The following is a 15,219-nucleotide window of genomic DNA, read 5'->3' as shown; positions in this document are numbered from 1 at the left end:
CCCGTCCGCGCTGCCACCGCGCTTCTGGCACGCTTCTACCGCGAGCCTACCTCGAACTTTCCACAGCGTCGATGGCGCTGATCACGCTCCCCCGGAACCCCGTCTGCTCGAGCGCTGCTACACCCTGAATGGTAGTGCCGCCCGGCGAGCAGACTGCGTCCTTCATGACAGCCGGAGCGAGCCCCGTGCTCAGCTGGAGAGCACCCGTCCCTGCGATCATTCCTGCTGCGAGGCGATATGCCGTGGCGCGCTGGAGACCATACTTCACGCCTGCGTCAGCAAGCGCTTCCATGAACATGGCCGCATATGCTGGGCCGCACCCCGCCAGAGTTCCTGCCACAGAGACGTGCGCGCTGTCCACGAATTCGAGCGTCGAGATAGGCTCGAAGAGCGCGCGCACCGTCTCGAGGTCTGCATCTGTGAGCGTGTGCGCATCTTCTGCCACGACCACACCCTGGCCTATGGCTATAGGCGTGTTCGGAATAGTGGAGATATGCCGCGCGCCATCTGGAAGGAGTTCGTTCCAGAATGAGTTTAGCTTTCCTGCTGCCAGCGAGATGATGAGCTTTGTGGACCAGTCTACGTCCGCGAGGAACTCGCTGAAAATGCCTTCTATCTGGTATGGCTTAACCGCCACGATGAGTACGTCTGCTGCATCGACCACGTCGCGCGCTGTCCGCACTGCTTCTACTCCGCGCTGCTGCGCTTTATCCTGGAGAGCGTCGAAGTGCGCGGCACACGCGAGGATGCGCGCGTCTTCAGCAGTGTGCGTGGAGCGCCATCCGTCCACGATAGCTGTGGCCATGTTCCCAAATCCGAGGAATCCTACTGTCGTCATTCTGCTTCTTTCTTTAGAGAAGATTTTCGAGGTCGCCGAGACTGAGCGCTTCCTCATACAGGTGCTGGAAAACGTTCCCGCTTCTGGCTCCGTCATGCTCGAATTCGTTCGTCACCCACGCGTGAGAGTTCCCCACGCGTGAGAGCGTGTCGAGCTGGAGTCCGGAGTCCACGTACATGTCGTCGAAGTAGACGGCCGCGCGTAGAGGTACTGTATTTTCTGCCAATTTTTCCTCATCATAGACCTTCCCCCAGCTCGTGTCAGCCATGAGAAGATCCATAGCAGGTGCGAATGGACGTAATGCGGCGTCCTGCTCAAACATCTCCGGAAGAGCGGCTTCGCCTATGAGCATGAGTGGACGCGCGTCCTCGCTCATCGCTGGCGTGTCGCGTAAGACCTGATTCGCTGCCCAGGAAATTGGGCTTATATTCTCGTTCGCATAGATAAACTCCTGCAGAACCCAGTACAGCTCATCTCCATACGAGGTCGTCCGCGCGAACAGCTCCATGAGGAAGCCGTCGGTCAGAATACCGGACGCCTCATCTGCCGGGCTCGCAAACGCCGTATCCACAGTCCAGTGCATCCGCTCAAAGCTCGGCTTTATACCGAAATCTCCGCCCAGCATCTGCAGACGGCGCACACTGACCAGATCCCCGTTCGGGAGCTGAACCCCGCCCGAAGCGATGATGTCTGCGATGTGCGCGAGCTTCGCCTCATCCTCGGGATAGCGCGCGTAATACTGCTGAGTCTTCGTTATCATGCGCGGAACCGTGTGCTCGTAGACCTCACGCGGATTCATAGGGATGTGCGGAATACCACCCGTCACGAAACTCACCGCGAGCGCGTGTGGGAAGAGGGAAAGATAAGCCATGGTGAGGAAGCCGCCATAGCTCTGCCCGAGCGTGGCCCACTTCTGACCGCCGAACTGGGTCAGACGCAGATACTCGCAGTCATGAATAATGGAGTCCGCAAGGAAATTCTTCAAGAAGTCCGCTATCTGCCGAGCAGTCTCACCATTCTTCGTGCGCCGAGTGATGCTCGACGCATCCACGCGCGAGGACCGACCCGTACCTCGCTGGTCGATGAGTACCACACGGAAATGCTTTACAGCCTCAGCGAGCCACGGAATAGAATCCGCAGACATAGGCCGCGGCCCCATACCGCCAGGGCCACCCTGAAGGAAGAGAAGCAGAGGAAGCTCACGCTTCGCATTCTCAGCAGACGTCACCACACGGTAGAACAGCTGAATCTGCTCCCCGGCGAAACTCTCCTGCTCAGGCTCTTCTGCACCATCCTTCCACTGCCAGTGCAGTGGCACGTTTATCACATGATCATCCACGTGCAGCCCCGGCACGTAGTAGCGCGAAATATCTGTCATACCTCTAGAGTAGCGAGAGCGGAGGATGGGGATAGATTCTACGCAAACTCCCTACTCACTTCCCGCAGCGCGCGCATGAACTCATCCTCGTTCATGATGGATATGCTCACGCCACTATGCTGCAGGTCGAGTGCTTTACGCACTTTCGCCGAGCTTCCATCTGCCCTGTTCGGACCGACGAGGAGGATGTTCGTTTTTGTCGTCACTGCTGCAGATACTTCGCCGCCGAGGGAACATATAAGCGCTTCTACCTGTCCACGCGAGCCATAGCTCAGCGTTCCCGTGATGGCCACGCGCGAGCCACGGAGGAATTGACCTTTCGGCGAAATGTACGGCATGGCATACGCCTTACGACGGTCTATGCGCGGACGCTGCGAGCGCGGACTGCGAGTAGCAGACGCCGAGCGAGAGCCGTTCGCCATGATGTCCTCCACAGCATCAGCTCCGAACTCGTCGAGAAACTTCGCGTATACCTTCCCGCACACGACAGCATCCGCGAGCGCGTTATGATGATCGAACTCCTCATCCGCGTAATAATGGTCATACACGGGCTCTAAGCCGAACGAGTCAAGCTGACCAGACAGCAGGTTCCGAGCGAGCTTCAGCGTGCAGTGGCGCGGATTAGCCCATTCAGCCAAGCCGAAGTATGACGTCAGATGGTTAATAACCGAACCGTCAAACGGCATGTTATGCGCGACTATAGGGTCATCTGCCACAAACTCGCGCACATCCTCGATGATATCTGTCCAGAGCGGAGAGTGCGCGACATCCTCTACATGAATACCATGGATACGCACGTTCTGAGCCCAGAAGTCCCCATACTCGCGCGGCGGCTGAATGAGCGAGTAATACTCACCCAGCTGTTCGCCCTCAGCACTGAACCGTACCATACCCAGCGAGCAGGCGGACTCACGGTGTCCGTTCGCCGTCTCGAAGTCCAAAGCCACAAAAGAATGCATATCACTACTGTAGTCATCACGAGCGACGTACAGCGATCATGGAATCCCACAGAAAACTGTAAATCCCCCATACGGGTGATATCTTTCGAGGGATACTCCCTATAAATTAAAACTCGTGAATACTATAAACAAGAAGCAGGTCGCCGCACAGAAGCACGACCCGCAGCGGAGGCATATACCGACCGCACAAAACACGAAGAAAAACCTTAAGGAGGACACAGTGAAGACTCCACAGAAACCTATTCGCTTAGTCGTGGCGGAAGACCAAAAGCTCATTCATACTATGCTCACGTCGTTCCTTTCCAGTGAAGCAAACATAGAGGTCGTGGGCCATGCCTATAACGGCGACGAAGCTATCGAGGTGACACGAAGCGTGCACCCCGACATCGTTCTCATGGACATCCGTATGCCATTTACGAATGGGCTCGAGGCGACGCGCGCCATCATTACGGAGCAGGTCGAGGCGCTGAAGGTGGGACGGCCATATTCAGGACGGTCACGCTACCAGCATCAAGCACATACTGAAGGAGCGTCTGCTTCTTCAGTTTCTTCCGCCTCTTGCGCTTCACCTACCGAGCTACACCATCTGCGCTCGAAGCTCGACACAAAAGTGATTATTCTGACGACGTATAATAATCCTCGGTATCGCTACCTCGCGCACGATTTCGGCGCAAGCGACTTCCTACTTAAGGATGATGATCCGAAAGACGTCATTCACACCATAGAAAGCGTCTATACCGAAAGTCCCGACGCCCCACATATGTTCGATAACATAGGAGCTCCACGGTCTTTAGTTATTCCCGAATCCCTAGACATTAAACGTTTCCGCCAGATTCCAGAACTTGCGAGCATTACAGACCGAGAACGTGACGTTATCCTCCTCATCGCTGAAGGCTATACGAATAACGAGATAGCGAAGACACTTCACGTGAGCCTCGAAACAGCAAAAACGCACGTTCATAACATTCTACGAAAGATTCATAGCGAACGCCGCGCACAGATAGCTACATTCGCTCACGAAAATGCCCTCATGTATAAATACGATTCGTTCGCGCCGAGCGGTATACAGCACGAGCATGAGCGGCTCTAACACAAGGAAGCACCATTCAAAGAAGTACTGACCGAAGAAGTACTGACCGAAGAAGTGCCGCTCGAGAAACTAAATATTCGCTAGGACGTTTCCTCGGGACACATTCTCAGGAACCACTCTCAGGGACCGCTCTCGAGAGGAAGCTCCTGAGAGCAATACGCGGTCTTTCTGCCTGGTCAGGTACGTTCTGTCCGTGCGTACCTGACCAAGCAGAAAAGCCTCTAAGGTCTGGCTCTTCGGGTGTTTGCGTGGGGTGGTTTGACGGCATCTAGCCGAATGACTTGACTCGGGTGAAGGATCACGAACAGTATGGAAAATCGAGAAAAACCACTTCTTAGTTTCTTAGTGGATCTGAGTGGATCTGAGTGGATTCGACTATGTCTGAGTACTCTAGAGAGTCATTACCCAGGATTTGAGGAATACCGGCTCGATGCACATGGTCAAAACCACTCATGATAGCGTTCCCATTTTAAAAAAATCCAGGCTGCGAAAACTAACAAAACGATAAGCGTACTATAGTATGCCTTCAAGCAGACGATACCATGCAGTTCCTCATATCCCCTGCTATGCTACAGTGCATAGTATGAGTGTGCATTCCTTAAGCCCCACAGAACATGCAGTTCTGCGCGCTATACTACGCCATGACGGCGTGTCGCGCAGTCAGCTAGCAGAACTCGTCGGCGTAAGCATGCCCACCATAGCCTCTGCTTTAAAGACCCTAGCTGAGCATCGTTACGTCGTCCAGTCTTCCGGCGCGCATGCCTCGACAGGAGGAAGGCGCTCTGACGCATATTCCTTCGCATACTCGCGCTGCATCTGCGTGGGGGTGCTCGTCAGCAAAGGAACAGCGCATCTGCTCGCTATGAATCTGCGTGGAGAAGTCTCTTCTCGTTCCGCCCTGAATCTCGACGACTTCGGTACAGCGAATTTTTACGATAATCTCGCCCTAGCCATAGAGTCCTTCGTATCATCGAGCCACATAGATCCTCGCCATTTACGTGGCATAGGCGTGACGGTAACATCTCTAGCAGCTCTCGACGAAGCGAGCGAGAACCGACTTCGTCATGCCATCGAGTCGCGCCTGCACTACCCTATCCGCATTATGCGAGAGCCCTTCGCACTCGCTGCAGCAGAAACGCTCTTTCACCCCGATATACCGGACGCAGCATGCATATATCTTAATGCGACGATGAGTAGTGCATTCATCCGCTCGGGACACTATGTACGTTCTGCTACGTTCATCGAGCACATGACGCTCTATCCGGCAGGATATTCTCTCAGCTCGGAACACCAAGCAAACATACGCGACATATCCTTTTCTCCTCGACCAGAAGCTCCGACTTCATCGAATCATCGTTGTTCCTGTGGACAGTATGGGTGCGCACAGATGTTCTGCAGCGCTCAGGCATTACTACACTCTGTCGCCACCGCCATTCCTGGCACATTCAGAATATCGGGCACATCCAGCACAGACGTCTACACTTTTATTAACGCCATGCGCGATGGAAGCTACACGCATACGAAGGCTTTTAACACCTACCTCGACGCACTCGCCCAGCTTATTCATAACATTCGGATGGTTCTTCCCGTTCCCATCATCCTCGGAGGCGAAGTAGCTCGCTACTTCGATAGCTCTGACCTCGGCGACATTCGCTCCCGAGTTCGTAGCCTAGAGCCTTCTCTAGGGTTCTCTCCGAGTAATTTTACTATTCTGAAAAGTGCTTGTGCTCCCGATCAAGCCATCATGGGAGCAGCCTATGTCCTCGCGCAGGATTATCTGGACTCTCTGCTACATTCGTAGATAATTTACTGGTATCTTCGGATACGTCACTTCACGGATGAAGACACGAGATGAAGAAATCAGACGAGAATAAAGGAGTTACGATGACGACGATGTTCCTGCTCGCTGCAAACACTACCCTTACAGATACTTTAACCGAATCTAGCTGCCTGCTTATCACGTTCAGCATGGCAGGCCTCTTCGCTGTACTCAGCTTCGGAGCGCTCCTCTTTGCTGCGCGCATAGCAGGACAGAAAAACAGAGCATCCGAGTGCGAAGCGGAAAACTCCACTGGCCCTATGGAAGGCTAGGAGTACGAAAAAGAGCGAATAGTGAGCAGATTCTCAGTGCAGAAGTCTACCGAGAATCTGCTCACCGGCACGAGGTTTGTCTACTCCCAGGACCACTTAGGACTCCCAGGACACCTAGGACGCCTACGACGCTTAGGACGCCTAGGAAAAACCGCCCTCTATGCACGCTACGCTAACTATCTCATCTGCGAAAAGCTACTCTAGCCCAGCTTCGCGAACTGCATCGAATCCCCTCTGAAGGTCCGCGAGGATATCGTCTATGTGCTCCGTGCCTACAGAAAGGCGGATGGTGGCCTGCGAGATTCCCTGCGATGCGAGCTCTTCTTCCGTTTCCTGCGAGTGCGTGGTGGATGCAGGATGAACCACGAGGCTTTTCACATCAGCTACATTCGCGAGGAGACTGAACAGCTGTAAGTTATCGATGAATACGCGAGCAGCATCCTTTCCGCCTTTAATATCGAAGGTGAAGATGGAACCTGCTCCCTGTGGGAAGTACCGTTCATACAGTGCATGGTCTGGTCGGTTCTCTATGCTCGGATGGCTTACGGACTCTACTTCTGGAACGCTCTGAAGGTACTTCACCACTTTCAGAGCATTTTCCACATGTCTCTCTACACGTAGCGAGAGAGTCTCAAGTCCCTGAAGTAGGATCCACGCATTAAACGGCGAGATGGCCGCTCCCGTGTCGCGCAGGATAATAGCACGAATGCGTGTGACAAATGCAGTTCCTCCGAGAGCTTCATAGAAGTTCAGCCCATGATAGCTACTGTCTGGCGTCGTGAGAGTAGGGAACTTTCCTGGTACTTCAGCCCAGTTAAACTTTCCTCCTTCCACGATGACACCGCCGAGAGTAGTCCCATGCCCGCCTATGAACTTCGTCGCCGAATGAACCACGATGTCAGCCCCATGTTCGAGCGGACGGAAGAGATATGGTGTAGCGAATGTGTTATCCACGATAACGGGCACATGATGGCGGTGTGCTATCTGGGAGATAACCTCGAAGTCTACGAGGTCCGCTTTAGGATTACCGAACGTCTCAAAGAAAACGAGCTTCGTATTCTCCTGAATAGCTTCCTCGAAGTTCTGCGGGTCAGAAGGATCGACGAAAGTAGTCGTCACCCCGTTTCGCGGTAGCGTGTGTGCGAGAAGGTTATATGTGCCTCCGTATATGTTATTCGCTGCGACGATGTGGTCTCCCTGTTCCGTAATGTTCGACAGCGCGTAGAACACTGCAGATGCTCCCGACGCTACTGCGAGAGCAGCAGTACCACCTTCAAGCGCAGCGATACGCTTTTCGAAGACATCCTGAGTGGAATTCGTCAGGCGTCCGTAGATATTCCCCGCATCCGAGAGGTTAAAACGTGCTTCTGCGTGGTCGAAATCGTGAAAAACGTAAGATGTGGTCTGGTAGATAGGAACTGCTCGAGCATCACTGGCAGGATCTGCCTGCTCCTGACCCACATGAAGCTGAAGAGTTTCGAAGCGATAGTTCTGAGGATTATTCTGGGCGTTCGTCATAGTGGCGTCCTTTCCATAGTCCATAAAGGTAAGGGCTTTCAAGCCCCTGAGTAAGTCGTGTGATGCCCACTGTACGGGCTTAGTGTGCTGAACACACGCAGGTTCTTATCACGTTTGCTTATAACCTCTTATCAGTGAGAGCTTTTCTGCCATTTCACGGACTAATACGCGTAGTGGAAAAATTGATCTCACTCAGCTACGCTTACAGGAGAGACATAAACAGAGGGTTTCCGCGAAATGCGCGAACCCCTACTCAAGGAGAGATAGTATGACCCATGCCACGCTGTACCAGCGCAACCCCCTCTACGTTCCACGCGTCGCAGCAGTTCACGATATGTGCGGATACGGAAAATGCTCGCTGACCGCCGCCATTCCTATACTGTCTGCAGCCGGCTGCGACGTTTGCCCTGTACCGACGGCGCTCTTTTCTGCACATACTCTCTATAAGACGTATACCTTCCATGACACGACAGACATCCTGTCTGCATACCTCGACGCATGGAAGGAGGAGAACGTCGACCTTGATGCCGTGTACTCCGGCTTCCTCGGCTCGCCTGCTCAGGTGGATCTCGTTCAGCGACTCTACAGCGAGTACCCTCATGCACTTCATCTGGTCGACCCTGTGATGGGTGACGCCGGTAAGATGTATCCGACGTATACTCAGGAGCTCTGTGACGCGACGAAGCGCCTGGCAGTCGGTGCGGATATCCTCATGCCGAACCTTACCGAAGCATCTATACTGACGGACACAGCGTATCCTGGTCAGAATATTTCTGATTCTCAGGTGGACTCTATTCTCGACGCACTACTCGATCTCGGTGCACATAACGTCGTTCTTAAGGGCATAGACCGCGAGGACGGCACTCTGCGTAACTATGTCGCGACAGAGTCTGGACACTCAGCTGAGAAGATAGAACTCGTGCACGAGAAGCTTCCGTACATGATTCATGGCACTGGCGATACGTTCGCTTCCTCACTGTCTGGCGCTGTGCTCGCTGGTAAGCCTCTCGATGAGGCTGCACATATAGCTGGCGAGTTCGTGCGTAGCGCTATGGAGTCTACTCGTCATCAGCCTCACTTCGAAGAGCGTGGCGTCAGCTTCGAGCTCGTGCTCGGCGAGCTGACCAGACTCGTGAAGTAAGTTATCCTCAGGAGGGTGCGTTCTGCATGTTCTACATGCGAGTGCACCCTCCTTTTTTGTGAATAATTCCGAGTTTTCCGCCAATTTTCCCGTAGATAACCCGTCATTTCGACACGCATATTCACATCTGATAACAACTGTCGTTTCAGCTCTACTTTTCGTGAATTCTGTGCTGAAATATTCCTATGACTACTACATCTACACTCCTTCCACCTGATTCAGGTGATGACTCCACTCGTGGCCGCGCTCCACTACGTCCATCGAGTACGCTCGGTCGATTCGGCGAAAACTATGCCTGCGAGTATCTCACTGCGCTCGGCTGGAGCGTACTCGACAGAAACTGGTACTGCAGGTTCGGCGAGATAGACATCGTAGCTCTTTGTCCTGAAACGGGCGAGATGAAAGTACCCGTCCTCGTTTTTATCGAAGTAAAGACGCGTACCTCTCGCGCCTACGGTGACCCGCTCGACGCCATCACTCCTACAAAATGTGTCCACCTGCGCAAAGCTGCAGTGTCATGGATGGCTCAGCATCATGCGCAAACTCCTCGCCTCGTACGCTTCGATGCCATAGGAATCATCGTTACTCGAGGTACCGTTACCGAACTCACGCATGTGAGGAGGATAGGATCATGAACATAGGCCAAGCTCTTACTGCATCCGTCAGCGGGCTCACCGCTAACACCATCACTGTGCAGGCATTTATTACACCCGGACTTCCTACCTTCACCATGGTCGGCGCGAAGGACACTGTGCTTCTCCAAGCACGCGAGCGCGTTCGCGCTGCATGTAAAACGACAGGGCTGAGCTGGCCGAAGACACGCATTACAGTGAATCTTTCTCCAGCATCACTTCCAAAGTATGGAGCCAGCTATGATCTGGCCGTAGCTGCATGTTTATGCAGTGCTATGCGATGTGTAAATCCTTTCGCTCTGGATGATACCTTAGTCCTCGGCGAGCTCGCTCTCGATGGCTCCGTTCTTCCGATTACTTCTGTGCTTCCCATCGTCTCCCACGCGTTAGCCACCGGTATACAGCGCATTATTCTTCCAGAAGCGAATGTGCCCGAAGCGCGCATTCTGAGTGATGATTCGCTGAGCATCCTCGGCGTGAAGCATATTCAGGATCTCTTACGCATTCTGGGAGCTTCGTCGAATACTATAGGACTTCCAGTCTCATCCTCCCCTAGTGTCACTACTCAGCCGACTCAGAACGAGGCAGAACAGCGGTATTCTTCTCTCACTGATGGTTCTTACCAGTTCCTCGATACGGCGTCTCGGGATTTCACCGATGTTATAGGACATGAGGACGCAAAATGGGCACTCGAGATAGCAGCAGCAGGCGGTCACCATGTCCTAATGCAAGGACCTCCAGGAGTGGGAAAGACCATGCTAGCTTCACGTCTTCCTTCCATACTCCCAGACCTCACCCACGAAGAAGCCATAGAAGCAGCATGTATCCGTTCCTCACTAGGACTGCCAGTAACATCTCCTCTCGATGTGACAGCTCCCTTTCTTAATGTTCATCATAATGTTACTCTCGCGTCCTTTACCGGAGGAATCCAGGGAGCTACCATCAAACCTGGAGCTATGACGCTCGCTCACCACGGTATTCTCTTCCTCGATGAAGCTCCTGAATTCGAGCGAAACGTGATGCAGGCATTACGTACACCACTTGAGACTGGCTTTGTCACTGTGACGCGTCTACGTGGAGCCGTCTCCTATCCGGCGCAGTTCCAGCTTATCCTCGCACAGAATCCCTGCCCGTGCGGACATCTATGGAGTACGCATGGCGAATGCACATGTACTGCGCAGGAGCTACGTCGCTACCGTCAGCGCATTTCCGGTCCCATCCGAGACCGCATCGATATTAAGCTCGACGTTCCTCCAGTTCATTCTCTCGCTGCACCTGCAGCTTCGTCGGACACGTACAGCCCGCTTCTCGGTACACATGCCCACTGGGATAGTGAACATATGAGAGAGACTGTACGCCTCGCCAGAGAACGCTCAGCATACCGCTACCAGAATCTACCATGGTCCACGAATGCTCACGCCGATGCGTCATGGCTTATGCGCCAGACTCCACGGTCTCTTCTTACTGCCGTAAATGCACTTCTCAAACGAGAAGAGATTACTGTACGTGGCGCACATAAGATTCTTCGCATCGCGTGGAGCATATCCGACCTTCTCGGTAAAGGACATCCAGATGCTGATGATCTTTCTGCAGCTCAAGCACTCTACCTTCCTGGAAACTAGTTCATTATTATCCATCACGTTACTCGTCCTCATTATTCTCAGGAGATTCTCATGATTCCTCTCACTTCCACTGCACTCGCCCACGCTATGCTCACTGCTGCTGCACGAAGCAGCGATGTCGCTCTGAGTTACCTATCTCTCGATTATGAAGAAGGCCCACTCGGCTTACTCGAGCGTCTACGTTTTATGAGCAAACAGTATGCACATACGGGAACTCTTCCTCGATGGAATGACCTGTATGACTGCCTTCTTCAGCGCCTTCAGCACATTTCTGAAGACACTTCCCCTCACGCAGTGCGCAAACACCTAAACAATTCCCTCCATCACTGGGTCAGTAACCTCACTCGATATGAGGACATGAGCCTTACAGCACTCTCCAGTATGCTCACGAATAACTATTCGTACTGGATTATAGACCGAATGAGTCCACTGTGGCCTGCACAGCTTCGAGACCTGTATCTGAACACAGAAGACTCCTGCCCACCTCTGTGTTTATGGGGAGTAGGAGACCCTCAAGTTCTCACATCCTGCGACGAACCCTATGGGATTATAGGCTCCCGCTCTGTAAATTCTTATGGCCGCCAAGTAGCTTTCGAATGTGCGAAAGATGCGGCACTTCATGGACACCTCGTCATCTCCGGAGGAGCACTCGGTGGAGACGCTGCAGCTCACTGGGGCGCACTTGCTGCTCTCGACATCACGGATACACCGGGGAAAACTGTATCCATTATGGCTGGAGGACTCAAACACATAGGCCCTGCTCAGAATAACACACTGTTCCAGCGCATCACCGATTCTGGCGGAGCTATTATAAGCGAGATGACGCCCGACACTATCCCCGATTCCTACCGTTTCCACGATAGGAATCGGCTTATAGCAGCATACTCATCCACTCTTATTATCTCTCAAGCACAGCTGAAGTCTGGAGCTATGAATACTGCTAAATGGTCAGCGCAGATGAATCGCCTCATCTACGCTGCTCCAGGGAATATTAATACCCCGTATAATGCTGGCTGTAATAACCTCATTCATGAGGGAAAGGCAAATATTCTCCCCTCTTGCACGAATCTCGACAGCATCACTGGACATCATGAAGTGCATGATGCACCTATGTCACAAGCGCAAGAGAGTCAGGATAATAAGAAGGGGAATGAAGAGATGAGCGAAGATACTGAAGTACTTCCTGCTGAGAGTAATCTGAAGCTTTATTCGAAGAAAAACGCCGAGGAGTCTGCATCTCCTACTTTTTCTCCTTCTAGCCCATCCTCCACTGATAGCGCTCTAGAATTACTCTTCTAATTCCGTCATCATGAGTAGTGAATTCTACTCCCTCTTCGCTCAAGCGCCGGAACTGTTCTTCTGGTCCGCCGAAAGCAAAACCGGGAGCGAGAGCGCCATCCTTAAAAACCACACGATGGCAGGGCACTATCCCCGGATAGGGATTCGAGTGAAGAGCATACCCTACGAACCGAGCACTACGTGGCGCCCCTATCAGCGCAGCCACCTGCCCATAGGTGACCACACACCCTTTCGGAATCTGCTGTACTACATGGTACACGCGTTCTGAGAATGACATACTATCCTCTAAGAGAAAGGAGCCCATATCGATTAATTTCCTTTTATCTTCCCTCTCATAAACGTGCTGGTGGGCAGGTAGCTCAGAGTGGAGCTACCTGCCCACCAGCATATCTTCAGCCTTATATTCTCTGCTGCTGCGAAGTGACTATGCGTACAGCTTCTTCGAGGTCATCAGTAAGAATAAATCTCTGTACATCTTCTTCTTTAATTTTTCCACTCTTCATCACTGTGTTTTTAAGCCAGTCTATGAGTCCTGACCAGTAAGCCACTCCGACGAGAACTATAGCTCGCGGACTCGTCTTATGAGTCTGAACAAGGGTCTGAGCCTCGAAGAGCTCGTCCAGAGTCCCTACTCCTCCGGGCAGAACTATGAGTCCATCCGAATACCGTATGAACATGGTTTTTCTCGTAAAGAAGTAATGGCAGTCCATAGATATAGTCACATACGGATTCATACCTTGTTCATGCGGAAGCTCTATACCTACACCTACAGAAGTTCCACCCGCTTCATACGCTCCACGGTTTGCAGCCTCCATAGCGCCTGGACCTCCACCAGTAATCACCGCGTATCCACGCTGCGCGAGAAGCGTTCCGAGCTTCCTGCCCTGCTCGTATTCCTCACTTCCTTCGGTTATACGAGCTGAGCCGAACACACAAATAGCGGGACCGACGTCTCTGAGTAGAGAGAAACCTTCGCGAAACTCACTTCGAATACGCTCTAACCTCTGAATATCCGAGGCTGCATCTCGCTGCGCGTGAGTAAACCCCTCGATATCTGTATCGAATTCTCTCGTAAATGGCATCTACTATCCCACCTTCCTTGTAGAAGAAACCGATTGGTTCGAGACTGTTTTTATCTGGCTCTTTCTCGCATAGGCATTCGACTGGCGCTGGAGTAGGTATGCAGCTATACAGGCAGACAGAAGCGAGCCGATGAGCACTCCGAACCGCGCTTCATTACTCAGCTCTGCTTGATGATATGCTAGGGATGCTATGAGGAATGACACTGTAAAACCTATTCCGCACGCGGCAGAGATAGGGAGTAAATCCCTCACACGAAGACCTGCAGCAAGCTTCAGCTTCAAAATGTGAGTAGAAAAACACGATGAGCACAGAATTCCTACCGGTTTGCCTATAACCAGTGCAGCTATGACTGCTATGACCAGAGGAGAAGTAAACAAGTTCCACGACAGAACATCGAAGTGAATTCCTGTAGCAAAGAGCGCAAAAATAGGAAGTGCGATAAGAGCAGAAAGTGGCTCTAACTTATGAAGATAGCGGGCAGCTCTCGCATCGTGTTCACTTCCCAGAGGGCGCGATGGCGTGAGCAGTCCTGCAAGCACACCAGACAGCGTAGGATGTACTCCAAGCTCATGCATGCTATACCACATCACAAAACCTGCGAGAATAACCAAAGCCCATGGAACTGTGTCTCTACGAATAGACCATGTCCATACAGCAGCACCTATGATAATACCACACGCCCACCATCCGTTATGCAGCTCAGAAAAGAAGAGCGCTATGACTATAATCCCGAGAAGATCATCTACCGTAGCTAAAGTCATCAGGAACGCTCGCAAAACGCCTGGAAGAGCTTTAGCAAAAAGAGCTAACACTGCGAGAGAGAAAGCTATATCCGTAGCGGATGGGATAGCCCAGCCATGCGAAACCACATCGAACGGGAAAACTTGACCATTCGCCACTGTCTCCACTCCCCCCGTCACAGAAGCCCATCCGAAAGTCACTGCGAGGAATATTAAAGCAGGAGCTATCATCCCCCCTACAGCCGCTATCATAGGTACAGCAGCTGCACGAGGATTCGACAGGGATCCTGTAGTAAGTTCCTGCTTTAGATCCAGGCCGACGACGAGGAAGAAGATGGTAAGCACACCATCTTGCACCCACTCATCTACAGTAAGATGAATATGGAGGAGCGGCACACTAATGACGAATTCTCTTATGCTTTCGAAGACATGGAACGTAAAAGGCAGATTCGCAAGGAGAAAACCCACGAAAGCAAATCCAAGCATAATAAGACCAGAAGTTCTATCCGATTCAGAGATACGCTTCGCGTTCGCTATAAACGAGTTCCACCATGAGTCTCCTCCCGACAGAATCTTTGTCTTATTCTGATGCTTCTGCTCTGAGCCTCGAGCATTCTCTGCCATAGTTACCTCTGCAATCACTACCCTAGCGCATTTTCTTTACTTCTTATTTTATCGTATCCCCTCACGGGTGAGTCGCAGAGCTTATAGCCAGAATATCGGAATAAGCTCAGGAAAGTCTCTACTGTGCTATCATGCGCTATCAGCGATACACAGGAGAGAAAACGAAAAGCTGAGTGAAACTTTCTGAGACACGCCGGCTTGCAT

The 15,219-nt window shown here is 52.3% G+C and carries 14 protein-coding genes; 7 read left to right on the top strand and 7 right to left on the bottom strand.

The annotated features are described in order from the left end of the window. Nucleotides 1–46: 46 nt before the first annotated feature. The 3 genes from proC to ALMA_RS03445 are packed head-to-tail and all read right to left on the bottom strand — an operon-like array spanning nt 47 to nt 3,175. Nucleotides 47–838 (bottom strand): pyrroline-5-carboxylate reductase, encoded by a 792-nt coding sequence (gene proC, locus ALMA_RS03455; protein ID WP_094726374.1) that lies wholly within the window; start codon nt 836–838, stop codon nt 47–49. A gap of 13 nt (nt 839–851) precedes the next feature. Beyond that, a complete protein-coding gene (locus ALMA_RS03450; protein WP_094726373.1) occupies nt 852–2,216 on the bottom strand; it encodes an alpha/beta fold hydrolase in 1,365 nt (454 codons plus the stop codon). Nucleotides 2,217–2,254: 38 nt separating this feature from the next. Continuing rightward, on the bottom strand, nt 2,255–3,175 hold the full coding sequence (locus ALMA_RS03445; RefSeq protein WP_094726372.1) for an exonuclease domain-containing protein: 921 nt from the start codon (nt 3,173–3,175) through the stop codon (nt 2,255–2,257). Nucleotides 3,176–3,290: 115 nt separating this feature from the next. On the opposite strand from ALMA_RS03445, the gene ALMA_RS03440 reads away from it, so the two are divergent. From ALMA_RS03440 to ALMA_RS03430, 3 genes are all read left to right on the top strand, one after another. Next, entirely contained in the window at nt 3,291–4,265 is a 975-nt protein-coding gene (locus ALMA_RS03440; RefSeq protein ID WP_094726371.1) for a response regulator transcription factor, read from the top strand. Nucleotides 4,266–4,848: 583 nt separating this feature from the next. Further along, nucleotides 4,849–6,066 carry an ROK family transcriptional regulator gene (locus ALMA_RS03435; protein WP_158520643.1) on the top strand — a complete coding sequence of 406 codons (1,218 nt, stop codon included), beginning with the start codon at nt 4,849–4,851 and terminating at the stop codon, nt 6,064–6,066. An 83-nt stretch (nt 6,067–6,149) separates the two neighbouring features. After that, entirely contained in the window at nt 6,150–6,356 is a 207-nt protein-coding gene (locus tag ALMA_RS03430) for a hypothetical protein (RefSeq protein WP_148140244.1), read from the top strand. A 195-nt stretch (nt 6,357–6,551) separates the two neighbouring features. Here the strand turns inward: ALMA_RS03430 and ALMA_RS03425 are convergent, their stop codons facing one another. Next, complete coding sequence (locus ALMA_RS03425; protein WP_094726634.1) at nt 6,552–7,874, bottom strand: O-acetylhomoserine aminocarboxypropyltransferase/cysteine synthase family protein; 1,323 nt, start codon at nt 7,872–7,874, stop codon at nt 6,552–6,554. Nucleotides 7,875–8,142: 268 nt separating this feature from the next. Between ALMA_RS03425 and ALMA_RS03420 the strand changes: the two genes are divergently transcribed. The 4 genes from ALMA_RS03420 to ALMA_RS03405 all read left to right on the top strand — a co-directional run bounded on the left by ALMA_RS03420 (nt 8,143) and on the right by ALMA_RS03405 (nt 12,568). Continuing rightward, nucleotides 8,143–9,015, top strand: a complete 873-nt coding sequence (locus ALMA_RS03420) for a pyridoxamine kinase (protein WP_094726368.1) — start codon at nt 8,143–8,145, stop codon at nt 9,013–9,015. Between the two features lie 185 nt (nt 9,016–9,200). Next, nucleotides 9,201–9,650, top strand: a complete 450-nt coding sequence (locus ALMA_RS03415) for a YraN family protein (RefSeq protein ID WP_211278331.1) — start codon at nt 9,201–9,203, stop codon at nt 9,648–9,650. Next, nucleotides 9,647–11,269 carry a YifB family Mg chelatase-like AAA ATPase gene (locus ALMA_RS03410; protein WP_158520642.1) on the top strand — a complete coding sequence of 541 codons (1,623 nt, stop codon included), beginning with the start codon at nt 9,647–9,649 and terminating at the stop codon, nt 11,267–11,269. Before ALMA_RS03415 ends, ALMA_RS03410 begins: the two co-directional genes overlap by 4 nt. A 51-nt stretch (nt 11,270–11,320) precedes the next feature. Then, the gene (locus ALMA_RS03405; RefSeq protein WP_094726366.1) at nt 11,321–12,568 is read left to right on the top strand and encodes a DNA-processing protein DprA; all 1,248 of its coding nucleotides are present in this window, start codon (nt 11,321–11,323) and stop codon (nt 12,566–12,568) included. Here ALMA_RS03405 and ALMA_RS03400 read toward each other — a convergent pair. From ALMA_RS03400 to ALMA_RS03390, 3 genes are all read right to left on the bottom strand, one after another. Continuing rightward, entirely contained in the window at nt 12,525–12,845 is a 321-nt protein-coding gene (locus ALMA_RS03400; RefSeq protein WP_094726633.1) for an MGMT family protein, read from the bottom strand. The two genes, ALMA_RS03405 and ALMA_RS03400, sit on opposite strands and share 44 nt — an antisense overlap. A gap of 121 nt (nt 12,846–12,966) precedes the next feature. After that, nucleotides 12,967–13,650, bottom strand: coding sequence for an LOG family protein (locus tag ALMA_RS03395; RefSeq protein WP_094726365.1), 684 nt, complete (start codon nt 13,648–13,650; stop codon nt 12,967–12,969). Nucleotides 13,651–13,653: 3 nt separating this feature from the next. Continuing rightward, nucleotides 13,654–15,015 (bottom strand): Na+/H+ antiporter NhaA, encoded by a 1,362-nt coding sequence (locus ALMA_RS03390; RefSeq protein ID WP_094726364.1) that lies wholly within the window; start codon nt 15,013–15,015, stop codon nt 13,654–13,656. Nucleotides 15,016–15,219: the final 204 nt, after the last annotated feature.

This window comes from Alloscardovia macacae (assembly GCF_002259705.1).
GTDB lineage: Bacteria > Actinomycetota > Actinomycetes > Actinomycetales > Bifidobacteriaceae > Alloscardovia > Alloscardovia macacae.
This window is presented reverse-complemented; position numbering and strand designations above follow the sequence as displayed.

Bases quoted from the DNA above. Each gene is read 5' to 3' on its own strand.
- proC (WP_094726374.1), bottom strand. From the start codon at position 838: ATGACGACAGTAGGATTCCTCGGATTTGGGAACATGGCCACAGCTATC.
- ALMA_RS03445 (WP_094726372.1), bottom strand. From the start codon at position 3,175: ATGCATTCTTTTGTGGCTTTGGACTTCGAGACGGCGAACGGACACCGT.
- ALMA_RS03435 (WP_158520643.1), top strand. From the start codon at position 4,849: ATGAGTGTGCATTCCTTAAGCCCCACAGAACATGCAGTTCTGCGCGCT.
- ALMA_RS03415 (WP_211278331.1), top strand. From the start codon at position 9,201: ATGACTACTACATCTACACTCCTTCCACCTGATTCAGGTGATGACTCC.
- ALMA_RS03390 (WP_094726364.1), bottom strand. From the start codon at position 15,015: ATGGCAGAGAATGCTCGAGGCTCAGAGCAGAAGCATCAGAATAAGACA.
- ALMA_RS03405 (WP_094726366.1), top strand. From the start codon at position 11,321: ATGATTCCTCTCACTTCCACTGCACTCGCCCACGCTATGCTCACTGCT.
- ALMA_RS03400 (WP_094726633.1), bottom strand. From the start codon at position 12,845: ATGTCATTCTCAGAACGCGTGTACCATGTAGTACAGCAGATTCCGAAA.
- ALMA_RS03425 (WP_094726634.1), bottom strand. From the start codon at position 7,874: ATGACGAACGCCCAGAATAATCCTCAGAACTATCGCTTCGAAACTCTT.
- ALMA_RS03430 (WP_148140244.1), top strand. From the start codon at position 6,150: ATGACGACGATGTTCCTGCTCGCTGCAAACACTACCCTTACAGATACT.
- ALMA_RS03420 (WP_094726368.1), top strand. From the start codon at position 8,143: ATGACCCATGCCACGCTGTACCAGCGCAACCCCCTCTACGTTCCACGC.
- ALMA_RS03450 (WP_094726373.1), bottom strand. From the start codon at position 2,216: ATGACAGATATTTCGCGCTACTACGTGCCGGGGCTGCACGTGGATGAT.
- ALMA_RS03410 (WP_158520642.1), top strand. From the start codon at position 9,647: ATGAACATAGGCCAAGCTCTTACTGCATCCGTCAGCGGGCTCACCGCT.
- ALMA_RS03395 (WP_094726365.1), bottom strand. From the start codon at position 13,650: ATGCCATTTACGAGAGAATTCGATACAGATATCGAGGGGTTTACTCAC.